A 22,428-nucleotide genomic window follows, 5' to 3' on the forward strand; every position below is an offset into this window, starting at 1 on the left:
CCAGCCGGCCCCGGACCCGCCCCGGTCCGGGGCCGGCACACTGTTTACGCTTGCGCAGAGCCATCGTGGAGAAACCACCGGAGATCTTCGATCGCGACACCGAGTGGGACGAGATTGTCCGCTTCGCCCGTGTGCCGCGGAGCGGGGCTGCGCTCGGCGTTGTTTCGGGTCGGCGTCGTCTTGGCAAGAGTTTCATGCTGGACGCCCTCGTGCGTGCGAGCGGTGGATTCATGTTCAGTGCGCCCGAAGCTGTGGAAGCAGACGCCCTCCGGCAGTACGGCGCCGCGCTCGGGACCCATCTCGGCGAGCCCACGCCGCTCAGGTTCGACAACTGGGACGAGGCGATCACGCGGACGATGACGCTCGCCCCGGCCGGTCCACTCCCGGTGGTGATCGACGAGTTCCCGTTCCTGGCCCGGGCCAGCCCGGCGTTACCCTCGATCATCCAACGTGCGCTCGACCCGGCCGGGCAGCGCTCGAATACGCAGGTTCGGCTCCTGCTGTGCGGGTCCGCCCTGTCATTCATGGGCGGGCTGCTGTCCGGAACCGCGCCGCTGCGTGGACGCGCCGGCCTGGAACTCGTCGTCCGGACGGAGGCCGGCCCCGTCGTGCTCGGCGGTTATCCCGTCCGAGTCGCCTCAGGTGTGGTCAATGATCCGGCCGCGCACACCCAGCACGAGGTGGATGTGGCGGCTTTCGGCCGTGACGAACAGGGTCGTGAGGAGCTCCTCGCGATCGGCGAGGCCAAGTGGAACGAGACCGTGGGCGTCAGCCACCTGCAACGCCTGGAACGTATTTGCGCCCTGCTGCGAAGCCGGGACGGCATCCACTCTGACCGTTGCCGATTGTTGCTGTTCAGCGGAGCCGGCTTCACCAGTGAACTGCTCGCGACGGCACAGTCCGACCCGAGCATCCAGCTCGTCGATCTGGACCGGCTGTACGCGCCCAGCTGACGTCCGGGCTCAGGTGCCGGTGACCTCGAAGTGGGTGACTGTGGTTTCGCGGTCGATGAGGAAGTTGTCGTCGGAGGGGTAGAAGACGGCCTGGGTGATGTCGTCGCCGGCGAAGGCCTTGATCGAGTCGAGGGATTCCCACCAGCTGAGGGTGACGACCTCGGTGCGGCCGTCGCCCAGGTCGCGGGTCCACATCTGGGCGTCGAGGTTGCCGGGGGTGGCCTTGTATTCGGCCATGCCGGTCTCGTTGATGTATGCCACGTATTCGGCGGCCCGATCGGTCGCGACCCAGCCCCGCCACATGCGCGAAATCATGGGTCCAGCCTACGGAGTGCGGCTGCGCCAGGCGGCCACGGCGAGGGCGGTGGCGAAGGCCGCGTCGGTCAGGGCGATCGTGCGCCAGCGCGGGGAGGCGACGGCCAGGGCCACGCCGGTGGCGGCGTGCAGGACGTCCAAAGCCGCGCTGAGCCGGGCGACTCGGGGGCCGGGGGCGGCGGTCGTGACGACGGCCTGCACGAGTTGTCTCGTGCCCAGCACCCTTGCCACCGTCATCGCCGCGGCGGGGACCGGCGAGCCGGCGGCCTGGCGCAGCAGGGGTTCCGGGGCCAGCAGCAGGGCGGCGCCCCAGCCGGCGCGGGCCGGACCGGTCGCCCGGATCGGCTTGGTCATCCGCACTCCTCGGGTCGGGATTCTCGGGATGCGGCTACCCGATTTGATCCCCGTTAGTCGGGAAGGCGGCTTCCACCTCGGGGCGCAGGGCCAGAATGTCAGGCAGCCAATCGTCCGGGAGCCCCGACGTCCGGCAGCGGCGGGCCAGGTCGGGGTTCCGGTCGTCGAGGAGCTGGGCGAGCTCCTCCAGCAAGGCCCCGGCGGTGCGCAGGCGCTGCGGGTGCGCGGGGGCGTAGAGGTTCTCGATGTCGATCAGCGCCAGCTCGACCTCGGCCGCGTCGAACAGGCAGCGGGCCGCCTCGGCGCCGGGGCGGGGCAGGTCGGCGGCCAGCCGCCGGGCGGTGACGCCGAACCGGTGCAGGGTGGGCCGGCTCAGCCAGGGGTTCTCCTGGTTGTGCCGGTCGGTCCACAGGTGGGTGCCGGGCCGGGTGAACGGCCGGGCCAGCCGGACCGATTCGAGCCGGGCCTGGACGGCCTCCGGCGGGGTGCTGGGCAGTCCCGCCGAAAGCACGTCGGCATATCTGTCCAGGGCGCGGGCGAGTTCGGTGGCGTCGACCTGCCTCCGCCGATAGTCGGCCAGCGCGGTTTCGGCCTGCACGCGGGCCTGGTCCCGCTGACCCAGGACGGTCAGCAGCTCGGCGAGGTTCAGGCACACGGCCGCCGTACGAGGGTCGCCCGGCTCGTACAGGTCGAGCGCCCGCCCGGCGTCCCGCGCCCCGAGCATGGCGAGCCGGCGCGGGGCTTCGTGGCCGCCCAGGATCAGGACGGTGGCGAACTCCGCACGGTTGCGGCAAGCGTCCGCGTACGCGTTGGCGTAAGCCCGATTCTCGGGTGTGGACTTGTGGAGCTGTTGCCCCGCCGCGACGGCCCGATCGGCCACCTGGTGGGCCTGCTCGGGCCGCCCCGCGAGGAAAAGCTCGGCGGCCTGCTCCGCGTAGTGGTTGTACTCCCGGGCCAGTTCGTCGGACACCGTCGCAGGGTAGCGAAGCGACGCCGTACGGGGTCAGATCGTGACTTTGCCGCAGAGATGGACGCTGACGCCGAGGGCGGACAGCATCGCGGCCTTGGCCAGCAGCGCCTTGTCGGCCGTGGCGGCGTCGGGGGCGTACGCGACGTTGAGGTGGTTGGCCTTGTGGCGGGCCATGAACTGGTCGCGGGTCACCCCGTGCAGCACGGCGTGCATGATGGGCCAGGCCGGGGTGGTGGCCTGCGAGCGGCGCTCCGATTCCGCGGCCGGCAGCTCGACCGCGGTGGCCCGGCCCAGATCGGCGTGCAATGCGTTTCCCTGTACGAAGACACGGCTCCACACCACCTCGCCGGGCTTCGAGATGCCCTTGATGGTGGAGCCGCCCAGCGGGAAGTAGACGGGATCCTGCCGCTTGCCGACCGCCTCGGCGTAGCCGGTCGCGAAGTGCGACGGCGGCACCGAACCCGAGATCTCCCACACCCAGACGAACTCGCCGTCGTACTCCTCGCCCCAGCGCACGTCGTGCAGCGTGGTCGCCGGGTCGAGACCCATCGCGGTCCAGATCCGGTTGGTGATCAGGGCGTCCACGGCCACACCCTCGTCGGCCTCGTTGAAATGCGGCAGCGGTACGCCGTCCCAGAGCACCCGGCTGCCGTCGCGCGCGGTGACCGGCGGGCGGTCGGCGTTGTTGAGCAGGCCCTCGGCCAGGTCGGAGGCGGGGGAGAGATCCTTGAGGCCCTGCTGATATTGGATGCCCACGGCGTCGAGCCCGAAGTCGTCGCTGATCCGCAGCGCGGCGATGTACATCTTGTACTGCCAGCGCAGCTGGGCCGGGGTCAGCTCGGTGGCCTCGTCGGTGCCCAGCTCGAAGGTCATCCCCTTGGCGAGCAGCCAGGCCCCGACCGCGTCGGCCTCGGCGTCGGGGACGCGCTGCATCTCGGCCCAGAGTGCGCTCTGCGACAGCCGCTCCTTGTAGATGCCGAGCGGGTTGAGCAGCCCGTCGTCGATGATGGCGTTGTACATGCCCATGCAACCCTCGTCGAAGACCCCGATGATCGCCTTGTCGGCCAGCAGTTCTGTTGCCAGCGCCCTCCCCAGGGTCACTTCATCTTTATCCCCCAGGTCCGGCAAATCCGAAACGTGTGACAGGTCGTGTTCGATGGTGCCGGTCGTGACCCAGCTGCGCAGGCCGGCGCAGAACCAGTCGTCGGTGAAGTCGACCGACCAGATCGTCGAGTAGTCCACGCCCATCTTGGCCATCCCCGCGTTGAGGCCGAGCAGCCCGACGAGCCCAGGCCAGTCCCCGGCGAAGTTGGCCACCGTCAGGATCGGCCCGCGATGGGTGCGCAACCCGGCCAGCACGTGATGGCTGTACTGCCACACCGCCTCCGCCACGATCAACGGCGCGTCGGGCGGGATCGTCTTGAACACCTCGAGGCCCATCCGCTGGCTGTCGATGAAGCCGTCGTGGGCCCGGCGCACCGACCAACCGAGCTCGACCATGGCAGCGGTGACAGCGGCCTCCATCTGTTGCTGCACCGGCCAGCCGGCCCGGTTGGCGGCGGGCCGCAGATCACCGCTCGCGATCAGGTAAGCGGTGTTCGGCTCGGCCGACGGACGCGAGGGGGCGGCGGGGATGGCGTACGTGGTCATCGGGTCCTCCGTTGACGATCAGCGAGGGAGTGGGTGATGGTCCGGGTGGCCGGATAGAGGTCGAGATAGAGCGCGTAAAGCTCGTCATAGGTCGCGCGAGTGGCCGGATCCGGCCGGACAGTCTCGGCGGGTGGGTTCCAGGCGTTGATGTCCGGCGCCCCGGCGGCAAGAAAAGCGGCCCCGTACGCCGCCCCGATCGTCACCCGCGGCACGACCTGGGCCAGCCCGGTGACGTCGGAGACGATCCGCGTCCACAGGCCACCCCGAGTGCCGCCGCCGACGGCCACCACCCGCTGGATGTCGGCGCCCGCCTCGCGCAGGGCGGCGACGTTGTGCCGCACGCCGAGCGCCGTGGCCTCGAGTGCGGCCCGATACAGATCACCCCGCGTGTGCTCCAGGGTCAGACCCGCGATCACGCCCCGGGCGTCGGGATCCATGACCGGCGTACGCTCCCCGGCGAAGTACGGCAGCATCAGCAGCCCCCGCGCCCCCGCCCCGGACGCCTCCGCCTCCGCGAGCAGCGACGGGAAGGACGCGCCGGTCAGGTCGCGCAGCCACGAGGTGATCGCCCCCGAGGTGGCCATGCCCCCGGCCAGGTTGCGCGTGCCCGGGAAGGCGCCGACCGTGCCCCACATCGACGGCGAGGTCGTGAACGAAGACACCGTCGCGATCAGGAACATCGTCGTGCCGTACATCAGCATCAGGTCGCCCGGGTTCTGCGCGCCGACGCTGACCGCCTCGGTCCACGCGTCGATCGTCCCGGTGATCACCGGAGTGCCCGCCGGGATGCCCGAAATATCCGACCGGGTAACGCCGGCCACGTCGCCGGGCCAGGCCAGCGGCGGCAACTCCAGTCCGGGGGCGATCAGCGAGGCCCAAGGCTGATACCAGTCCAGCGCGTGCGTGTCGAAGAGCGGCGTGCACTGACTGGCCGAGTGAAAGTCGAGCACATAGTTGCCGGTCAGTTGATACGCCAGCCAGGAGGCGGGCATGAACAGTCGCCGGGCGCGCGCCATGACGTCCGGTTCGTGCTTGGCGAGCCAGGCCAGCTTGGGCCCGGCCGCCTGCGACGACAACACCGAACCGCAGCGCTCCAGGATCGCTGACTCGCCCAGCGACGACGTGAGGGCGGCGATCTCGTCGGTGGCGCGCGTGTCCACCCCGTACAGGATCGCGGGTCTGAGCGGGACCCCGGCCGCGTCGGTCAGCAGCACGCAGGGCCCCATGCCGCTGACCCCGACGGCGCTCACCGTCACGCCCGCGGTCAGCTCCTCGGCGAGCGAGCGGAATTCGTCCCACCACACCGATCCCGCCATCTCCACGTGACCCGGCCGCGGACGATCAACCCCGTGTTCCCGTACGGCGGTCCGCAGCACTTCGCCGTCTGCCGCGACCAGCACGCCCTTGCTGCTGGAGGTGCCGATGTCGACACCGAGGAAAACGCTCATCGCTGCTCCAGGGCTCGCAGGACAACGGTTCGGGCCGGGCTCGCGTCCCCGCCGATGCGGTCGAGCAGCAGGGCGGCGGCCGCCTCGCCGAGCTCGCGCGCGGGCACGTCCACCACCCGGATGCCCCGCCGGCCGAACGAGGCGAACGGCAGGTCACCAAAGACGGCCAGGCCGAACGCGGGCGGCGCCAGCCCCACGTCGTCGAGGGCGTCGAGCGCGCCCGCGGCCATCAGGTTGTTGGCGACCACTGCCGCGTCCGGCGGGTCGGGCAGTTCGAGCAGCTCGGCCATCGCTTGGCGGCCGCCCTCGACGCGATAGTCGGCGTAGCGCAACAGTTCCTCCACGTACGCGGAACCGGTGTGTCTCGACGCCGCCTGGCGCCAGCCCGCCATCCGCAGCTGGGCGGTCTCGACCGAGCTGGGCCCGGTGATGCAGGCGACCCGCCGATAGCCGGCCGCGAACAGCGACTCGGCCGCCGAACGCCCGCCGGCCCGGTTGTCCACCGTCACCGCGTCGACGTCGGCGCGGGCCAGGCTGCGGTCGACGGCGACGACCGGCCGGGAGTGGGCCACGAGCCGGCTCACGTCGCTGGCGTCGTCGGCCGGGGCCAGGATCACGCCCGCCATGTGCTCGGCCACCGCGATGTCTAGGTAGGTGGCCTCGCGGTCGGGATCCTCGTCGGTGTTGCACAGCACGACCGAGTAGCCGGCCGCGCGGGCCCGGTTCTCGACGCCGCGGGCGAGCGCCGTGAAGAACGGGTTTTCGATGTCCGGGATGATCAGCCCGATCACCGCCGAGGAGTGGCCGCGCAGCCGGCGCGCGGTGCGGTTGGGGGTGAAGGCCAGGGCCTCGGCGGCCGCGCGGACGAGGCGCTCGGACTCGGCGGAGACCTTGGCCCCGTTGAGCACCCGGCTGACCGTCGAGGCCGAGACGCCGGCCCGGGCCGCTACCTCATATATCGTCACCACGCGGGTTTTCCACAGTCCGCGGTTGTCCACAGGCCCTCGGACGAAGATCGCGCAATGTCGGTAAACTGCCCCGAGGTGGGGGACCCCCCTGGGAGGGCGGGTACTGGGGTCGCGACGGATTGGCGATCATCGATGTCGGCCAGCAGGGTGGCGGTCTGGCGGGCGGCGATCGTCAGCAGCAGCGGCGCCACGATCAGCGCCAGCGCCCCGGCCGAGGCCGCGGCGGCAAACCCGGCCAGCACCGTCAGCCCGGTCAGCGTCAGCGCCCAGGCGGGACGGTACGCGGCGAGGATGACCCCGCCGCGTAGCGCCGCCCAGCCGCGCCTGCCCCGCACCGCACCATAGGCGAGGGCGTACGGCCCGACGATCACGACGGCCGCGGCCGGCAGCACGCCCCACGGGGCGAGCAGGGCCAGACCGGCGACCGACAACAGGAGTGCCAGCACGGGATCGGCACCGCTTATCCGAGGCTGGTCACCGCGCGCGGTCTGCGCGGCGAACGAGGCCACGGCGGTGAGGGCCAGCATCAGCGGCAGCACCGCGGCGGCGGCCACCACGCGCGGGGCATCGGCCACCAGCGCAACGGCCAGCGGCGTCGCCGCCACCAGCGTCAGGGCGCCGGCCCCGAGCGTACGGGGAAGCTCTTGCCACCACGCCGTGACGCCGGACCAGGTTTCTTTGACCAACACGTCCACTGCGACCCCCTTAGAGCTTGAGACCGCTGGACGCGATCGACTGCACGATGTAGCGCTGCGCGGCCAGGAAGACGATGAGCACCGGGACGATCGCCAGCGCGATGCCGGCCGCGATGGTGCCCAGCGAGCCGGTGGAGAAGCGGCCGGCCAGCAGCACCAGGCCCACGGGCAGGGTCTGCCGCTCGGTGTCGCTGATCATGACCAGCGGCAGCAGCAGGTCGTTCCACCAGTAGGTGAAGCAGAGGATGCCCAGCGTCGCCAGCGAGGGCCCGGACAGCGGCAGGATGACCCGCGCGAACGTCCGGAAGTGGCCGGCGCCGTCGAGCTTGGCCGCCTCCTCCAGTTCGTACGGCAGGGCCAGGAAGTGCTGGCGCAGCAGGAAGATGCCGAAGCCGGAGAAGATGCCGGGCAGGATCAGCGACCACAGCGTGTTGGTCAGGCTCAGCTTCGACATGACCAGGAACAGCGGGACGATCGTGACCTGGATCGGGATCATCAGCGACCCGATGACGACCGCGAACAGCACGCCCTTGCCCCGGAAACGCAGCCGGGCGAACGCGTACGCGGCGGTCGAGCACGTGACCAGCTGAGCGATCGTGACCGTGGTGGACACGATGATCGAGTTGGCGAAGAACCGGAAGTACGGCACCTGCTCGGTCACCTTGCCGAAGTTGGCCCCGGTCAGGTTGCCCGGATCGAAGGACGGCGGCAGCTTGTAGAGCTCCGCGTCCGAGGCCGCGAACGCACCCCGGAAGATCCACAGGAACGGCGCGGTGATGGCGATGGCTGCGACGGCGAGGATGACGAACGTCGCCGTACGGGAAAGAAGTCTGCTCACTCGTAGAACGTCCATCTGCGCGAGAACCGGAATTGGATTGCGGTGAGCACGATGAGGATCAGCATGAACGTGATGCCGATGGCGGAGGCGTAGCCGAGGTCGAAGTCGCCGAACGCCCGGTCGTAGAGGTATTCGACGATCGTGCGGCTGGCGTCGCCCGGTCCGCCCTGGGTCAGCACCCGGGGCTCGGCGAAGATCTGGAACGAGTTGATGGTGTTGATGACGACCAGGAAGAAGATCGTCGGGGACAGCAGGGGGAACGTGATGCGCCAAAAGCGGGTCCAGGCGTTGGCCCCGTCGACGATCGCGGCCTCCTTGAGCGCGCCCGGGATGGCCTGCAGGCCGGCGATGTAGACCAGAATCGAGAACCCGATGGTCTTCCACGAGTTCACGATGATCACCGAGATCGGGGCCCACACCGACGAGCCGAGCCAGTCGATACGGTCGATGCCGAGCGAGCCGAGGAACCAGTTGACCAGGCCGAGGTCCTTGTTGAGCAGGAACCGCCAGATCAGCGCGACCGCGGAGGCCGACACCACGAACGGGAACAGGAAGCTCAGCCGGAAGAAGCCGCGCAGCAGCCGGGGCATCTTGGCCTCCAGCAGCACCGCCAGCAGCAATCCGAGCACCACGTTGACCGCGAGGATCACCAGCGCCATGTACGCCGTGGAGCCGTACACCCGCAGCAGGCGCTCGTCGGAGGCGAGCCGCTCGAAGTTGTCGAGCCCGACGAACGTGCCGTCGCTGAGCAGGTTCCAGTCGTAGAAGCTCAGGTAGAGCACGCCCAGGGTCGGGGCCAGCACGAAGATCACGAAGGTGACGATCGAGGGGGACAGGAACGCGAGGGCCGCGAGCCCGTCTCCTCTCTTTTTCAAGGGGGTGGCCCCCCGGCTCGGAGCCGGGGGAGCCTGACGTCGAGTCATGAGGGTAGCCATCTCAGCAGGTGACGATGCTGCTCAGTTCACCCTGCATGTTCTTGAGACCGTCGGCGACACTCGCCTCGCCGGCGAAGATCAGCTGAAGGTGACGCAGGACCGTCGACTCGAAGGCGCTGTACTTGGCCGGCGCCGGGTAGGGCACGAGCGTCTCGTGCTTGTCGATGCTGTCGTAGTAGAGGTTCGAGTTCGCCGGGGGCACGCCGTTCTGGGCGATGGTCCGGGCGAGCGAGCGGCGCGACGGGATCGAGTCGCCGGGCTTGTCGGCCGTCCCCACGTACTGCTTCTCGATCTCCTCGCTGACCGTGAACTTCTGGTACTCCCAGGCCAGGTCGGGGTTCTTCGACGACTTGAGGATCGGATAGCCGGCGCCGCCGAAGACCGTCTTGTACGTGTCGCCGGTCGGGTAGAGCTGGATGTCGAAGTCCTTGAACTTGGGCAGGAACGTCGCGATCGGCCAGCGCCCGGCGCCGAACATGGCGACCTGGCCGTTCTGGAAGCGGGTGAACACGTCGCTCATCGGCATCGGGGCCGGCGCGACCTTGTCCTTGATCAGCTGGTCGAGGAACGAGACGGCCTTGTTCACCTGCGGGGTGCCGGCGGTCGCGGTGCACACGTCGTCGCTGGTCAGGTTGCCGCCGGCGTTGGCCACCCAGGGCATGATGCCGGGGAAGATCTCGTTGCTGGCCCAGGTGAACCCGTACCGGTCGGGGGTGCCGTCGCCGTTGGTGTCCTCGGTCAGCTTCTTGGCCGTCTGCTGGAACTGCTCCCAGGTCCAGTCCGGCTTGGGCGGCTCGACGCCGGCCTTCTTGAACACGGCGGTGTTGTAGTAGACGACCATGTCGTTCCAGCCGTACGTCAGGGTGAGGACGTCGCCCTTGACCGTGAAGCCGTCGATGAGGCCCTGCGCGATGTCGCTCGTGATCGTCTTGGCCTCCTCGTCCTTGTCGAGATATTCGTTGATCGGCCGGACGAGGTTGTTGGAGTGCACGAACTGGGCGCCCTCGCCCGAGATGACCATCAGGTCGGGGCGCTTGCCCGAGGCGATCAGCGTGGCCACGTTGGCGTAGTAGGTGCCCCAGTTCTCGCCGGTGACCGGGGTGAGCGTGACCGTGGTGCCGGAGTGGGCGGCCATGAAGGCGTCGGCCGTGGCCTTGTTGCCCTGCTCGGCGGCGGGTCCGTAGTTCCAGTAGACGATCTCGAGCGACTGGTCGCCCGACGAGGAGCCGGAGTCGTCGTTCGAGCAGGCGGCCGCGGACGTGACCGCAAGCAGGGCGGCCGCGCCGAGCAACGTGAGCTTTCGTAACGAGGTCTTCATGTGCCTGCGTCCCTCTCGAATTGGGAGCGGTTTAGAGGCGGTGCGGTGCGCCACAGTGAAGTCCATGAAATCGATTTCGTCAAGGAGTCGGCTCGTCTTTTCGAGGGTGGCTCTGATCAGGGAACTCGCAGCCGGGATCGATTGCAGCTAACGGGCCAATTCGGCCCGTAACACGACCGTGCGGGGCGGCTGGGTGTCGCCGCCGATGCGTTCCAGCAGCATCGACGCGGCGGTCGTGCCCAGGTGCCGCGCGGGCAGCCGCACCTGCACCACCGAGCGTGGCGTCAGGAAGAGAAACGGCAGCTCACCGACCACGGCCAGGCCGAATCGGGCCGGGTCGGCGCCGGCCTCGACGACGGCCTGCAGCGCCCCCACGCCCATCAGGTTGTTCGTGGTCAGCACCGCGTCGGGCGGCTCGGGCAGGGCCAGCAGCCGCTGCATCGCCGCATGCCCGCCGTCGGCCCGGAAGTTCGCGTGCTGCAGGAAGCCGTCCGGCATCGCGGCCCGGCGGGCGGTCATCACCTGCCGCCAGCCCAGAAACCTGTCCTCGGTCGCCTCGATGCCGACCGGCCCGGCGATGCAGGCGATCCGGCGGTGCCCGGCGTCGAACAGCGCCGTCGTGGCCGCGATGCCGGCCGCCCGGTTGTCGACCTTGACGGCGTCCACCGGATACGGCGTCGTGCGGTCGACGGCCACGACCGGGCTGCCCAGCGAGGCGATCGCGCCCAGGTCGGCCTCGTCCGAGGCGGGGGCCAGGATCACGCCCGCCATCTGCTCGGACGCGGCGATCTGCAGGTAGCGCAGCTCCTTGCCGGGGTCGTCGTCGGTGTTGCACAGCACGACCGAGAAGCCCGCCTCCTGCGCCCTGTCCTCGACGCCGCGGGCCAGCGCGGTGAAGAACGGATTCTCGATGTCGGGGATCAGCAGGGCCACCACCTCGGAGCTCTGCTTGCGCAGGCGGCGGGCGGTCTTGTTGGGCGTGAAGGCCAGCTTGGCGGCGGCCTCGCGCACGGCCCGCTGCTTCTCCGGCGACACGGTGGTGCCGTTGAAGAAGCGCGAGACGGTCGCGGGCGAGACGCCCGCGAGCGCGGCTACCTCATAGATCGTGGCCATAGCGCCTCACTCTAGGCCGTCTTGACAGGCGGCCGACCCCGATCTACGTTCCGTTTCAGCTTTGTGAAATCGATTTCATCGCCAGGGAGACGCAGATGACGTTGTACGCCGGAGACGCGGTCGCCTTTCCGCTCGGCGGGCTCGGCACCGGGCACGTGGCGCTGTGCGGGGACGGCGCGCTGCGGCAGTGGCAGCTGCTCGGGGTGCCCAACCACGGCGGGCTGCTGCCGGACAGCTTCTTCGCGCTGCGCGTCTCGTCACTCGAGCCGCCGGACGACGTCGTACGGCTGCTGCGGTCCTTTAAAAAAACCGGCGAGCCTGCCCCGAACGTGTCGGACGCAGTCGTGCCGGACGCGGGGCGGACCTGGCGCTGGCCGTTCGTGGCCGACACGACTTTCGAGGCGGAGTATCCGTACGCCCGGGTCGGTTATCACGATCCCGCGCTGCCCGTGGCCGTCACGCTCGAGGCGCACACCCCTTTCGTGCCGCTCGACGCCGACGCCAGCTCGCTGCCGCTGGTGCGCTACCGGTTCACGATCCGCAACGACAGCGCCGAGTTCCGCCACGGGTTCCTGCTCGGCGCGTTGCAGAACGGCGTCGGCTGGGACGGCGTGACGCCGATCGACGGCACGCGGGGGGCGGGCTACGGCGGCAACGTCAACCGGCTGTTGCGCCGGCCCGGGCAGAGCGGCGTGCTCATGGATCATCCGGGCCTGGCCGAGGACGACGCGTCGGCGGGGGAGATGCTGCTCTGGACCGACGCGCCGGCCGCCGTGCTGCCGCGGGCCCACGACGCCGACGCCGTGCTGCGCTTCGCCGAGACGCTGCGGCTGGTGGCGCCGACCCAGCTCGGCGACTGGTCACCCGAGGCGCTGCGGGCCGCGCTGCGTGACGGCGCTTCCCCCGTACGGGTCCCGCAGGGCCCGAGCCCGGCCGGGCACACGTGGGACGCCGCCGTCGCGCCCGCCTTCGCGCTGGCGCCGGGGGAGTCCACGACGATCGACATCGTGCACGCGTGGTGGTTCCCGAACCGGTACGCGGATTTCGACCGGTTCGGGCCGCAGCGCGATTACGGGCCGACCCGATTCTGGGTGGGCAACCATTACGCGACCCGGTTCGGCGGCGCGCTCGACGTGCTCGACGCCTATCTGTCGGACCGGAGCCTCTTGGACGGCGCTTCGCGAGCCTGGGCCGAGGCGGTGGCGTCGAGCGATTTGCCGGAGCCGTTGCGCGAGACCATTGCGGCACAACCTTCCCTCGTACGTTCCCCGAGCATCTTCCGTACGGCGGACGGGCGCACATTCGCGTTCGAGGGCGCGCTCGGCGCCTCGACGCGCAACTGGAACGGCGATGCGGGCGGGTCGTGCCCGTTGAACTGCAATCACGTGCTCAATTACGAGCAGGCCCTGGCGCGGCTGTTCCCGTCGGTGGGGCGGGACATGCGGGAGACCGAGTTTTTGGTGCAGGCCGCCGACGGTTCTCTTCCGCATCGGGTCGTGTTGCCGCTTTATCTGCCGCAGTTGCACGGCGTTCCTATTGGCGGGCCCGAGCGGCCTGCCTTGGACGGCATGTTGGGTGCTGTGCTGAAGACTTATCGTTCGGTGCTGGATGGCGCGGGCCTTTCGTGGCTTCGTTCGCAGTGGACCGCTTTGGTTGCGCTCATGTCACATATTTCGGATAAATGGGATGGCGGCGGGGACGGCGTGTTACGGGGTGACCAGCCTGTCACCTACGACATTTCGCTGCATGGGCCGAATATGTTCGTGGGGGGTCTTTGGCTATCAGCGCTCCGTGCCATGTCGGAAATTTCCGTACGATTGGGAGAGCCGGATCCGTATACGGCCGTCTTCGAGAAGGCCTCTTCCGCGTACGACTCCCTGCTGTGGAACGGCGAGTTCTATGCGCAGCCGGCCACGGGGGAGGCGTACGACTTCGGGAAGGGTTGCCTCTCCGACCAGCTGCTCGGGCAGTGGTGGGCGCACGAGCTCGGCCTCGGGCATCTGCTGCCGGCCGCGCGCGTTGTCTCGGCCCTGCGCGCGATCGTCAAATACAACCTGCGTACGGGTTTCGAGCCGCACGGTTATCGGTCCTTCGCCGACGGGGACGAGACGGGACTGGTCGTGTGCACGTGGCCGAACGGGGGCCGGCCGGCGGTGCCGTTGCGCTATTGCGACGAGGTGTGGACCGGGGTCGAATATCAGGTCGCCGCGCACTGTTTCTACGAGGGCCTCGACGACGAAGGGCTGGCCGTCGTGCGCGGGGTGCGGGCCCGCTATGACGGCACTCGCCGCAATCCCTTCAACGAGATCGAGTGCGGCGACCACTACGTACGGGCAATGGCGGGGTGGTCCTTGCTGACCGCGTGGTCGGGTGTGCGGCACGACGCGACGGCCGGCACCCACACGGCCGGAAAACGCCCCGGCCGCTTCCCGTTCGTCGCCGGCACGACGTGGGGGACATTGACGGTGGCCGACGACGGAAGTGTCGTACTGCCCCACTAGTCTGCGCGCCATGGGTGCTTCCGGGTGGGACTACTACGTCCCCTATCAGCCTGACCTCGGCAATGCTTTCCACGAGCTGCGGACGAAGGTCTTCGACGACGGCGACCACTGGTGGGCCGTGCCGTACGAGTTCCAGAAAACGGCCGCCGACTTCCCGAACCGGCCGCGCACCGAGGACGAATTGTGGGCGGCGGAGGACGTGCAGGAGTCGGGCACACACTCCATCCTCGACATGCGCCGGATCAGCTCCGAACCCGGCCCGGGGCGGGTCGTGCCGGTGACCGACGCCGAGGCGCGGGCCGCGGTGGGCACCACGGTGCTGACCCGGGCCCACGTCGAACGCCTGCAAGACCTGGAGTACGACCGGTGGTCCGGCCGCTGCGCCGTCCTGCACGACGCCGAGGGCAAGCCCACCGAGATCTACTTCTGGGGCGCCAGCGGCGACTGAGCCGACGCGCTGTCCGGGGGCGGATCGTCCAGGGCCGAGAGCAGGCGCTGCGCGAGGGGGGACACGCGCCGCGGGTGGAAGGCGAGTCCGATGTCGATGGTGGGCAGCGGCGCCACGAAGCGGCGCAGGCGGACGCCCGGCACGCGTAGGGCGCGGGCTCGACCGGCGGGCACGGCCGCGACCACCGAGCCGCCGGCTACCGCGCGGAGCAGCTGCTCGTCGTCGGGCTCGTGGCGGAGCAGGGTGAAGCCGCCGTCGGGCCAGATCTGCTCGACGGTCCGGTCGAACATGCCGGGCCCGTTCTCGCGGGGCCACATCACGGCGGGCTCGCCGGCGACCGCCTCGCGCGGGATCCGGCGCAGCCCTGCCAGCGGGTGGCCGGCCGGGACGGCCAGCAGCAGCTCCTCGGTGCCGAGGATGCGGCAGCGGAGCTCGGGCTCGTAGAGCGGCGGCCGGACGAACGCGGCGTCGAACTTGCCGGAGAGCAGCCCGGCGACGTTCAGCGCGGTCCATCCGGTCTCCGCGATCACTTCGACATTGGGGTTCTCCCGGCGGAACCGGGCGACGACGGCGTCGACCAGGCCGCCGCGCGCCGACCGCGTGTAGGCGAGGTGGAGCCGCCCGCCCTGCTCGCGAATGGCGGCGTCGATCCGCGACCGCGCGCTGTCGGCCCGGGCCAGCACGGCCCTGGCCTCGGCCAGGGCGACCACCCCGACCGGGGTCAGCGTGCAGCCACCCGGCCCCCGCTCGATCAGCCGCGCCCCCAGCTCGCGTTCCAGGGTGCGCAGCTGCTGGCTCAGCGCGGGCTGGGCCAGATGCAGCCGCCGCGCGGCCCGGGTGAAGTTCAGTTCCTCGTCGAGCACCACGAAGTACCGCAACCGCCGCAAGTCCATAGAGCATCATAAGCATCGCTTATCGCTCGGTAAGTGACTCGTCTTGGACAGCGTCCACCCCGCCATGAGTCGATGAGACGCACCGATCGACCCTCCGCCTCGGCGGAGCTGGCCCTCGGCTGGAACGGTCTGCACTGGGGCAGCCCGCTGGCGGAGTTCCGCGCCCGGTTTCCCCACGCGGCCAGGACGGAAAGCGGTTGGTGGGTCACCGGGGAGGGCGCCGAGGAGTTCTGCGGGATCCCCATGGCCTTCACCCAGTACGGCTTCGACCAGCGGGATCAGCTTTACATGGTGTCGTTCATCCCCGAGGTGATCCACCGGGACCGGCTGGCCCCGGCCGCGCTCAACGCGCTGGGCGCGCCCTCCGACTACGCCACGGTGTGGAGGCTCGGCGATGTGGTCGTGGAGGTTAAGATCGCCGGCGTCGTGGCCACGGTCACCCATGGGCGCTACGCGTGACAGGTTCCCGGCCCGGGCCGCGTCGTCCGGGCCGGGAACGTCGGTCAGGCGCTCGTGCAGACGTTGCCGTTGAGGGTGAAGACCTCGGGCAGCACGTTCGGCCCGCTGTAGTTGCCGACGTAGCCGACGTTGATCGTCGCCCCCGCGGCCAGGGCGTTGTCGTTCGTGACGCGGACCGTGCGGCCGTCGGCGGTCCAGGTGGCGTTCCAGCCGCTGCCCAGCGTCTGCCACGTCGTGGGCCAGGCGAACGTCATCGTCCAGCCGGTAACCGGGCCGGCCGTGTTGTTGGTGATGTCGATCGAGCCGACGTAGCCGTTGCCCCAGTCGTTGGTGTCGCGGAGCTTCACCGTGCAGGGCGCGCCGGCCGGGGTGGCGGTCGTGAACGTCAGCGGGGGTGAGGCGGCCGAGGTGCGGCCGGAACCGTCGCGGGCCACCACGTTGACCGTGTAACGCTTGCCCGGCTCCAGGTTGCGTACGGTCAGGGAAGTCGACGTGGTCTCGCCCAGCTGCTCGGCCACGCCGTTGTTCTGCCGGAACACCTCGTACTTGAGGCCGGGCCCGGCGGACGGCCACGAGATCGTCGCGGTCCGGTCGGTCGTCGTCGCCGTGGGCCGGGCGGGCGTCTTCACGGCCGGGGCCGGGTTCGCCGAGTGCAGGGTGACGAGCGAGATCGCGTACGGGGGAAGGGTCTGCGCGGCTGCCGTGCCGCTGGTCGCCGTGGTCAAGCCGTCGGCGCCGTTCGTGTAGGTGACGACGGTCGGCGCGCCCGCGGCCGGGGTGAAGCCGTGGTAGTTGAGGGCGACGGTCCGCGCGTTGTCCGGGTCCTTGTTGATCAGCAGGACGGCCAGGTCACCGTTCGGCCGGCGGACGGCGTGCGAGCTGACCAGCGCGTCACCGGTGCCCGCGCCGACGAACCGGTCGCCCGGCTTGGCGAAAGCGCCCATCAACTTGAGCGCGTAATACGGCGCGAACGGCGTGTTCATCGGCGGCTGGCAGACCGAGTTGTCGGCGTTGCAGTTGCCGCTGGAGAGCAGCCCGAAGTCGTTGTAGTCGGTCTGCCCGGCCACAGTCGACACTGTGCCGAGGCCGTTGTGCACGTTCCACCAGTGCACGGTGAACACGCCCTGGGCCAGCAACCCGCTGTAGACGTCGGCCAGGAACAGCGCGCCGGGCTGGGTGTTGCGGCCGACGTCGACGTTCGTCTCGGTCATGCTGATGCCGATGCCGTCGGCGTTCGTCCCGGCGTACCGGGAGATCTGTTGCCGCAGCAGCCGGACCGCGTCGGTGATGTGGGCCGGCTTGGTGAGCGTCTCGGCCGCGCTGCTGCCGCCGGGATACCAGTGCACGTCGACGAAATCGATGACCGAGCCGGCCCGGGTCAGCACCTCCTGGTTCCAGCTGCCCTCGTCGCCGGCGCCGACGATGGCGTCGGGCCAGTTGCCCGGCATCGTGAGCACGGCGCCGACCTTGATGCTCGGGTCGACGGCCTTCATGGCTTGCGCATACGCCACCACGTTCGCCGCGTATTCCTTCGGGCTCTTGTCGGCGTGGTCGTCGGCCTCCCACTCGGAGCCGTAATGCCCGTTGCCATAGTTCTCGTTGCCGATCGTCCAGAACTTGGCGCCGTACCCCTTGGTGACGTTGGCGTAGCGCACCCAGTCCGCGGCCTCCTGAGCCGTGCCCGTGCCGTAATTAGCAATGATCATCGGCTCGGCCCCGGTGCGCCGGGCCCCAGCCATGAACGTGTCGAAGTCGGTGTCAGGAGCGACGTAGCCGCCGGGCGCGGTGTGGTCACGCCAGTGGTAGATGTCGGCGTACGAGCCACCCGGGTACCGCAGCATCTGCACACCCGCATCCTTGAGCAGGTCAGCCACGGCCGGTGTGCCGAGCTGCGAGTCCCAGATGGCGTGGTTGACACCGAGGGCCCCGACCCCGACGGAAGCGAGCCCGGCCCGCACATCGACATCGACCCGGACGGCCTCACCCGGGGCGGCGACCTTGGGAGTGCCGGCGTTCGGTGCGGCGGCGTTTAGCGCGGTGGCGTTCGGGGCGGGGGCGTTGGGTGCGGCGGTGTTCGGGGCGGCCAGGGCGGGGGAGGGTGGCGCGAGCGCGACGGCCGCGAGCAGGACGGTGCTCGCGAGGCCGCGCCGCAGAAGGGAACTGTTCACAGGACTCTCCGCAGAGGTGAACGAATGGGAGCGCTCCCATCGTCGGCTCACGGAGTGACAACTGTCAATGAGCCCCGGCCCGCTTGTACCGCTCGAGCGCCTCGGCGATCAGCTCCTCGGCCTCGTCCCGCCCGTCCCGCGTCTGCTGCAGGGCGATGGCCAGGTTCTCAGTCGCCGCGAGCCGCCCCTCCTCATCCCCGAGCTCGATCCACAATCGCCGCCCGAGCCGGAGACATTCGATCGCCCAAGCGCCCTGATCACCCCGCCGCAGCAACACCGACCCGATATTGAACAACGCAGCCGCCCGCGCCGCGGTCAACCCGCTCTCCTCCAGCAGACCGAGCGCCTGCCGAGCCACCGCATCCCACCGCCCCGCCGGCGCGTAAAGGTTCTCACTCAACCACCGAACCAGCCGAAGCCCCTCCTCCCCGGCCACCAACCGTTCCCGTCCACGCATCGACCGTCCCCTTTCCCCTCACCGTCATTCCTGACGGACAGGGCCGGGGCGGGTTTGACCGGCAGGGGCCGAGGGGACGCGGCTGATGGGCGGGTGCCGGGGTGGCGGGTTGATAGGCAGGTGCTCGGTCGGCGGGCCGATGGGCAGGTGGTGGCGGGGCGGGTCAGAACTTGCGGGTATAGGCGGCCAGATTTTGAAAGCGGGTCACGTCGAGCCAGTCGGTGCCTGTGGTGTCGACAGCGCACCCCGCGGAGCGCAGCCGCCCGGCGATCTTGTTGAGGCTTTCCGGGGTTCCGTTGAAGTGGACGGTGTTGAGGCCGGCCATGTCCGAGGCGGGACGTAGCCGGCCGATCTCGATGATGACGGTGCGCTCGGGCTGCAGGGCCAGCGCCATCCCGGCCTCGATCAGCACGTTCGGCCGCGGCTGACCGGTTGCCTCGGTCTCGTACGTGGGCTCGTCCGTGCCCTGCAGCGACGGGTGCAGGAAGGCGCCGTCGTCGGGGGTCATCAGCACCACCGCGGCCTGGTTGGTGGCGAAGCCCTCGCGCAGGATCTCGCCCATGTAGGGCGTCGGCTTGCCCGTACGGCTGCGCACCTGCTCCCAGTCGAGCGGCCGCAGGTCGAGGGCCTGCAGGAACGCCCACAACGCCTTCCTCGCCTGGTCGTCGCGGCCATGAACCACAAATACGTCGCGTGCGTCAGGCATGCGCCGATAGTAGTCAGCCCCGTCAGTAGCCCGACGGCAGCCGGGGGGTGTAGGCGTCTTCCAGGGTGCTGATCTCCTCGTCGGTCAGGTCGAGGTCGAGGGCCGCGGCGGCGTCGGTCAGGTGGTGCGTCTTGGTCGGGCCGACGATCGGCGCGTCGACCACCGGGTTGTGCAGCACCCAGGCCAGGGCGATCTGGGCCATCGGCACGCCGCGGGCCTCGGCGACGCGGCGCATGGCGTCGACGATCGGGCGGTTCTCGTCGCCCTCGTAGCGGGCGTGCAGCGGGTCGACCTTGGCCCGCTGCGAACCCTGCTCGTCCCACGGGCGGGCCAGCCGGCCCTTGGCCAGCGGGCTCCACGGCAGCGACCCGACACCCTGGTCGGCGAGCAGGCCGAACATCTCCCGCTCCTCCTCGCGCTGCAGCAGGCTGTACTGGTTCTGCATGCTCACGAACCTGGTCCAGCCGCCGAGGTCGGCCGCGTGCTGCAGCTTGGCGAACTGCCAGGCCCACATCGAGGACGCCCCGAGATAGCGCACCTTGCCCGCCCGCACGACGTCGTGCAGGGCCTCCATGGTCTCCTCGACCGGTGTCTCCGGGTCGAACCGGTGGATCTGGTAGAGGTCGAGATAGTCGGTGCCGAGCCGGGCCAGCGAGTTGTCGATCTGCTCGAGGATGGCCCGCCGCGACAGGCCCCGGCCGCCCGGCCCGCCGCCCATCGGGAAGAACACCTTGCTGGCCAGCACGATCGAGTCGCGGTCGGTGTATTTGCGGATGGCCCGGCCGACCACCTCCTCCGACGTGCCGTCGCTGTACGTGTTGGCGGTGTCCCAGAAGGTGATGCCCAGCTCGAGGGCCTGCCGGAAGATCGGCTCGGCGGCGGCATCGTCGAGCGTCCACTGGTTGCTGCCGCGGTCGGGCTCCCCGAAGCTCATGCACCCCAGCGCGATGCGGCTGATCTTCAGACCCGAACTTCCCAGACGCGTGTACTCCATATCGCCAACCTATGCCCGAGGGAGTGGTCTTCGCCTCGCGCGTGGTGATTCCCCGGGGGAAGTGGGTACACGCGCCAGGCCACATCCGCGAGTGAGATGAGTTGCCGTACATGAAGATCTGGCCCGGGTCGCCGTATCCGCTGGGTGCGTCCTACGACGGCGGCGGCACCAACTTCGCCCTGTTCTCCGAGGTCGCCGAGCGGGTCGAGCTGTGCCTGTTCGACGACGACGGCACCGAGACCCGCATCGACCTGCCGGAACGCGAGGCGATGGTGTGGCACGGTTACCTGCCGCGGATCGTGCCGGGCCAGCGCTACGGCTACCGCGTGCACGGCCCGCACGACCCTGCCCAGGGGCTGCGCTGCAACCCGAGCAAGCTGCTGCTGGACCCGTACGCGAAGGCCATCGACGGGCACTACGAGTGGAACGAGTCCCTGTTCTCGTACCGCTTCGGCGACCCCGGCGCGTACAACGACGACGACTCCGCCCCGTACGCGATGAAGTCCGTGGTCATCAACCCGTTCTTCGACTGGGCCAACGACCGGCCGCTGCGCATCCCGTTCCACCAGACGGTGATCTATGAGGCGCACGTCAAGGGCATGACGGTCGACAACCCCAACATCCCCGAGGACGTACGGGGTACGTACTCCGGCCTGGCCCACCCGGCGATGATCAAGCACTTCAAGGAGCTCGGGGTCACCGCCGTCGAGCTGATGCCGGTGCACCAGTTCGTGCACGACAGCAACCTGGTCGAGCGCGGCCTGCGCAACTACTGGGGTTACAACACCATCGGCTTCTTCGCCCCGCACAACGACTACGCCTCGTTCGGCGGGCACGGCGCGCAGGTGCAGGAATTCAAGTCGATGGTCAAGGCCCTGCACCAGGCCGGCATCGAGGTCATCCTCGACGTCGTCTACAACCACACCGCCGAGGGCAACCACCTCGGGCCGACGCTGTCGTTCCGCGGCATCGACAACCCGGCCTACTACCGGCTGGTCGACGACGACAAGCAGTACTACTACGACACCACCGGCACCGGGAACAGCCTCAACGTGCGCCACCACGAGTCGCTGCGGCTAATCATGGACTCGCTGCGCTACTGGGTCACCGACATGCACGTCGACGGCTTCCGGTTCGACCTGGCGGCGTCGCTGGCCCGCGACTTCCACGAGGTCAACCGGCTGGCCGCGTTCTTCGACCTGGTCAACCAGGATCCGATCGTCTCGCAGGTCAAGCTGATCGCCGAGCCGTGGGACGTCGGCGACGGCGGCTACCAGGTCGGCGGCTTCCCCCCGCTCTGGACCGAATGGAACGGCAAATACCGCGACTCCGTACGCGACTTCTGGCGCGGCGAGCCCGCCGGCCTGGGCGAGTTCGCGTCCCGGTTCGCTGGCAGCTCGGACCTTTATGAGATCGACGGCCGCCGCCCGATCGCCTCGATCAACTTTGTGACGGCCCACGACGGCTTCACGCTGGAGGACCTGGTCTCCTACAACGAGAAGCACAACGACGCCAACGGCGAGGACAACCGCGACGGCGACAGCCACAACCGGTCGTGGAACTGCGGCGCCGAGGGCCCCACCGAGGACACCTCGGTGATCGCGCTGCGCGAGCGGCAGAAGCGGAACTTCCTGGCCACGCTGCTGCTGTCGCAGGGCGTACCGATGATCTCGCACGGCGACGAGCTGGGCCGCACCCAGGGCGGCAACAACAATGTCTACGCCCAGGACAACGAGATCAGCTGGGTCGACTGGGCCGACGCCCGCAACCACGACGTGCTCACGGTCTTCACCCGGCGGCTGACCCGGCTCCGGGCCGACCACCCCATCTTCCGCCGCCGCCGGTTCTTCACCGGGGAGCCGGCCGGCGACTCGGGCCTGCCCGGCATCGCCTGGCTGCGCCACGACGGCAGCCCGATGCAGGAGCCGGACTGGGCGCACGGCGCGGCCCGCACGCTGGCCGTGTTCCTGAACGGCCACGGCATCCCCGAGGCGGACGCGCTGGGCGAGCGGATCGTCGACGACTCGTTCCTGCTGCTGTTCAACGCCTCCCCGGACGAGGTCGAGTTCACCCTGCCCGACCCGGCCTACGGCCAGGCCTGGGAGATCACCGTCGACACGGCCGACCCGCTGCTGGCCAAGGCGACCACGGTCAAGGCCGAGGAGGGCCTGCGCCTGCCCCCGCACGCGATGCTCGTCCTGCGCTGCCAGTACTGAGGCCAATGGCGGCCGGGCTCCCGCCCGGC

Annotated in this window: 21 protein-coding genes; 5 read left to right on the forward strand and 16 right to left on the reverse strand. The window is 69.8% G+C overall.

Going from position 1 to position 22,428, the window contains the following annotated elements; genetic code table 11:
* The first annotated feature begins 50 nt into the window (after positions 1–50).
* A complete protein-coding gene (locus JKJ07_RS27615) occupies positions 51–953 on the forward strand; it encodes an AAA family ATPase (RefSeq protein ID WP_236030029.1) in 903 nt (300 codons plus the stop codon).
* 9 nt (positions 954–962) lie between these two features.
* Here JKJ07_RS27615 and JKJ07_RS27620 read toward each other — a convergent pair whose 3' ends face one another.
* The 11 genes from JKJ07_RS27620 to JKJ07_RS27670 form a co-directional block, all read right to left on the reverse strand.
* The gene (locus JKJ07_RS27620; RefSeq protein WP_202994725.1) at positions 963–1,268 is read right to left on the reverse strand and encodes an antibiotic biosynthesis monooxygenase family protein; all 306 of its coding nucleotides are present in this window, start codon (positions 1,266–1,268) and stop codon (positions 963–965) included.
* A 9-nt stretch (positions 1,269–1,277) separates the two neighbouring features.
* A complete protein-coding gene (locus JKJ07_RS27625) occupies positions 1,278–1,622 on the reverse strand; it encodes a hypothetical protein (RefSeq protein ID WP_202994726.1) in 345 nt (114 codons plus the stop codon).
* A gap of 34 nt (positions 1,623–1,656) precedes the next feature.
* On the reverse strand, positions 1,657–2,592 hold the full coding sequence (locus tag JKJ07_RS27630; RefSeq protein WP_202994727.1) for a hypothetical protein: 936 nt from the start codon (positions 2,590–2,592) through the stop codon (positions 1,657–1,659).
* Between the two features lie 33 nt (positions 2,593–2,625).
* Entirely contained in the window at positions 2,626–4,242 is a 1,617-nt protein-coding gene (locus JKJ07_RS27635; protein WP_202994728.1) for a fucose isomerase, read from the reverse strand.
* Positions 4,239–5,690, reverse strand: a complete 1,452-nt coding sequence (locus JKJ07_RS27640; protein WP_202994729.1) for an FGGY-family carbohydrate kinase — start codon at positions 5,688–5,690, stop codon at positions 4,239–4,241. Before JKJ07_RS27640 ends, JKJ07_RS27635 begins: the two co-directional genes overlap by 4 nt.
* Positions 5,687–6,655 carry a LacI family DNA-binding transcriptional regulator gene (locus tag JKJ07_RS27645; RefSeq protein ID WP_307834436.1) on the reverse strand — a complete coding sequence of 323 codons (969 nt, stop codon included), beginning with the start codon at positions 6,653–6,655 and terminating at the stop codon, positions 5,687–5,689. Before JKJ07_RS27645 ends, JKJ07_RS27640 begins: the two co-directional genes overlap by 4 nt.
* Positions 6,652–7,353 carry a hypothetical protein gene (locus JKJ07_RS27650; protein WP_202994731.1) on the reverse strand — a complete coding sequence of 234 codons (702 nt, stop codon included), beginning with the start codon at positions 7,351–7,353 and terminating at the stop codon, positions 6,652–6,654. Before JKJ07_RS27650 ends, JKJ07_RS27645 begins: the two co-directional genes overlap by 4 nt.
* A gap of 10 nt (positions 7,354–7,363) precedes the next feature.
* Positions 7,364–8,191 carry a carbohydrate ABC transporter permease gene (locus JKJ07_RS27655; protein WP_202994732.1) on the reverse strand — a complete coding sequence of 276 codons (828 nt, stop codon included), beginning with the start codon at positions 8,189–8,191 and terminating at the stop codon, positions 7,364–7,366.
* Positions 8,188–9,066 carry a carbohydrate ABC transporter permease gene (locus JKJ07_RS27660; protein WP_202994733.1) on the reverse strand — a complete coding sequence of 293 codons (879 nt, stop codon included), beginning with the start codon at positions 9,064–9,066 and terminating at the stop codon, positions 8,188–8,190. The genes JKJ07_RS27655 and JKJ07_RS27660 overlap by 4 nt, the downstream gene beginning before the upstream one ends.
* A 61-nt stretch (positions 9,067–9,127) precedes the next feature.
* Positions 9,128–10,444: an ABC transporter substrate-binding protein gene (locus JKJ07_RS27665; protein WP_202994734.1), complete on the reverse strand. Its 1,317-nt coding sequence runs from the start codon at positions 10,442–10,444 to the stop codon at positions 9,128–9,130.
* A gap of 147 nt (positions 10,445–10,591) precedes the next feature.
* Positions 10,592–11,557: a LacI family DNA-binding transcriptional regulator gene (locus tag JKJ07_RS27670; RefSeq protein WP_202994735.1), complete on the reverse strand. Its 966-nt coding sequence runs from the start codon at positions 11,555–11,557 to the stop codon at positions 10,592–10,594.
* A gap of 95 nt (positions 11,558–11,652) precedes the next feature.
* On the opposite strand from JKJ07_RS27670, the gene JKJ07_RS27675 reads away from it, so the two are divergent.
* On the forward strand, positions 11,653–14,058 hold the full coding sequence (locus JKJ07_RS27675) for a GH116 family glycosyl hydrolase (protein ID WP_202994736.1): 2,406 nt from the start codon (positions 11,653–11,655) through the stop codon (positions 14,056–14,058).
* 10 nt (positions 14,059–14,068) lie between these two features.
* Positions 14,069–14,506 (forward strand): hypothetical protein, encoded by a 438-nt coding sequence (locus JKJ07_RS27680; protein ID WP_202994737.1) that lies wholly within the window; start codon positions 14,069–14,071, stop codon positions 14,504–14,506.
* Here the strand turns inward: JKJ07_RS27680 and JKJ07_RS27685 are convergent.
* Positions 14,479–15,399, reverse strand: a complete 921-nt coding sequence (locus JKJ07_RS27685) for a LysR family transcriptional regulator (protein ID WP_202994738.1) — start codon at positions 15,397–15,399, stop codon at positions 14,479–14,481. The two genes, JKJ07_RS27680 and JKJ07_RS27685, sit on opposite strands and share 28 nt — an antisense overlap.
* Positions 15,400–15,471: 72 nt before the next feature.
* Between JKJ07_RS27685 and JKJ07_RS27690 the strand changes: the two genes are divergently transcribed.
* Complete coding sequence (locus JKJ07_RS27690) at positions 15,472–15,858, forward strand: hypothetical protein (RefSeq protein ID WP_202994739.1); 387 nt, start codon at positions 15,472–15,474, stop codon at positions 15,856–15,858.
* Positions 15,859–15,902: 44 nt separating this feature from the next.
* On the opposite strand, the gene JKJ07_RS27695 is transcribed toward JKJ07_RS27690, so the two are convergent.
* The 4 genes from JKJ07_RS27695 to JKJ07_RS27710 all read right to left on the reverse strand — a co-directional run bounded on the left by JKJ07_RS27695 (position 15,903) and on the right by JKJ07_RS27710 (position 20,183).
* A complete protein-coding gene (locus tag JKJ07_RS27695; protein WP_307834437.1) occupies positions 15,903–18,026 on the reverse strand; it encodes a cellulose binding domain-containing protein in 2,124 nt (707 codons plus the stop codon).
* Between the two features lie 64 nt (positions 18,027–18,090).
* Positions 18,091–18,426 carry a hypothetical protein gene (locus JKJ07_RS27700; RefSeq protein WP_202994740.1) on the reverse strand — a complete coding sequence of 112 codons (336 nt, stop codon included), beginning with the start codon at positions 18,424–18,426 and terminating at the stop codon, positions 18,091–18,093.
* Positions 18,427–18,646: 220 nt separating this feature from the next.
* Positions 18,647–19,189 carry a TIR domain-containing protein gene (locus tag JKJ07_RS27705; RefSeq protein ID WP_202994741.1) on the reverse strand — a complete coding sequence of 181 codons (543 nt, stop codon included), beginning with the start codon at positions 19,187–19,189 and terminating at the stop codon, positions 18,647–18,649.
* A 22-nt stretch (positions 19,190–19,211) separates the two neighbouring features.
* Positions 19,212–20,183 carry an aldo/keto reductase gene (locus JKJ07_RS27710; protein WP_202994742.1) on the reverse strand — a complete coding sequence of 324 codons (972 nt, stop codon included), beginning with the start codon at positions 20,181–20,183 and terminating at the stop codon, positions 19,212–19,214.
* Positions 20,184–20,293: 110 nt separating this feature from the next.
* Between JKJ07_RS27710 and glgX the strand changes: the two genes are divergently transcribed.
* Positions 20,294–22,399, forward strand: a complete 2,106-nt coding sequence (glgX, locus tag JKJ07_RS27715; RefSeq protein ID WP_202994743.1) for a glycogen debranching protein GlgX — start codon at positions 20,294–20,296, stop codon at positions 22,397–22,399.
* The last annotated feature ends 29 nt before the right edge of the window (positions 22,400–22,428 follow it).

Origin of the sequence: Paractinoplanes lichenicola, from assembly GCF_016785085.1 — a bacterium.
Taxonomy (GTDB): Bacteria; Actinomycetota; Actinomycetes; order Mycobacteriales; family Micromonosporaceae; genus Actinoplanes; species Actinoplanes lichenicola.

Bases quoted from the DNA above. Each gene is read 5' to 3' on its own strand.
- JKJ07_RS27620 (WP_202994725.1), bottom strand. From the start codon at position 1,268: ATGATTTCGCGCATGTGGCGGGGCTGGGTCGCGACCGATCGGGCCGCC.
- JKJ07_RS27625 (WP_202994726.1), bottom strand. From the start codon at position 1,622: ATGACCAAGCCGATCCGGGCGACCGGTCCGGCCCGCGCCGGCTGGGGC.
- JKJ07_RS27635 (WP_202994728.1), bottom strand. From the start codon at position 4,242: ATGACCACGTACGCCATCCCCGCCGCCCCCTCGCGTCCGTCGGCCGAG.
- JKJ07_RS27640 (WP_202994729.1), bottom strand. From the start codon at position 5,690: ATGAGCGTTTTCCTCGGTGTCGACATCGGCACCTCCAGCAGCAAGGGC.
- JKJ07_RS27665 (WP_202994734.1), bottom strand. From the start codon at position 10,444: ATGAAGACCTCGTTACGAAAGCTCACGTTGCTCGGCGCGGCCGCCCTG.
- JKJ07_RS27670 (WP_202994735.1), bottom strand. From the start codon at position 11,557: ATGGCCACGATCTATGAGGTAGCCGCGCTCGCGGGCGTCTCGCCCGCG.
- JKJ07_RS27675 (WP_202994736.1), top strand. From the start codon at position 11,653: ATGACGTTGTACGCCGGAGACGCGGTCGCCTTTCCGCTCGGCGGGCTC.
- JKJ07_RS27680 (WP_202994737.1), top strand. From the start codon at position 14,069: ATGGGTGCTTCCGGGTGGGACTACTACGTCCCCTATCAGCCTGACCTC.
- JKJ07_RS27685 (WP_202994738.1), bottom strand. From the start codon at position 15,399: ATGGACTTGCGGCGGTTGCGGTACTTCGTGGTGCTCGACGAGGAACTG.
- JKJ07_RS27690 (WP_202994739.1), top strand. From the start codon at position 15,472: ATGAGACGCACCGATCGACCCTCCGCCTCGGCGGAGCTGGCCCTCGGC.
- JKJ07_RS27705 (WP_202994741.1), bottom strand. From the start codon at position 19,189: ATGCCTGACGCACGCGACGTATTTGTGGTTCATGGCCGCGACGACCAG.
- JKJ07_RS27710 (WP_202994742.1), bottom strand. From the start codon at position 20,183: ATGGAGTACACGCGTCTGGGAAGTTCGGGTCTGAAGATCAGCCGCATC.
- glgX (WP_202994743.1), top strand. From the start codon at position 20,294: ATGAAGATCTGGCCCGGGTCGCCGTATCCGCTGGGTGCGTCCTACGAC.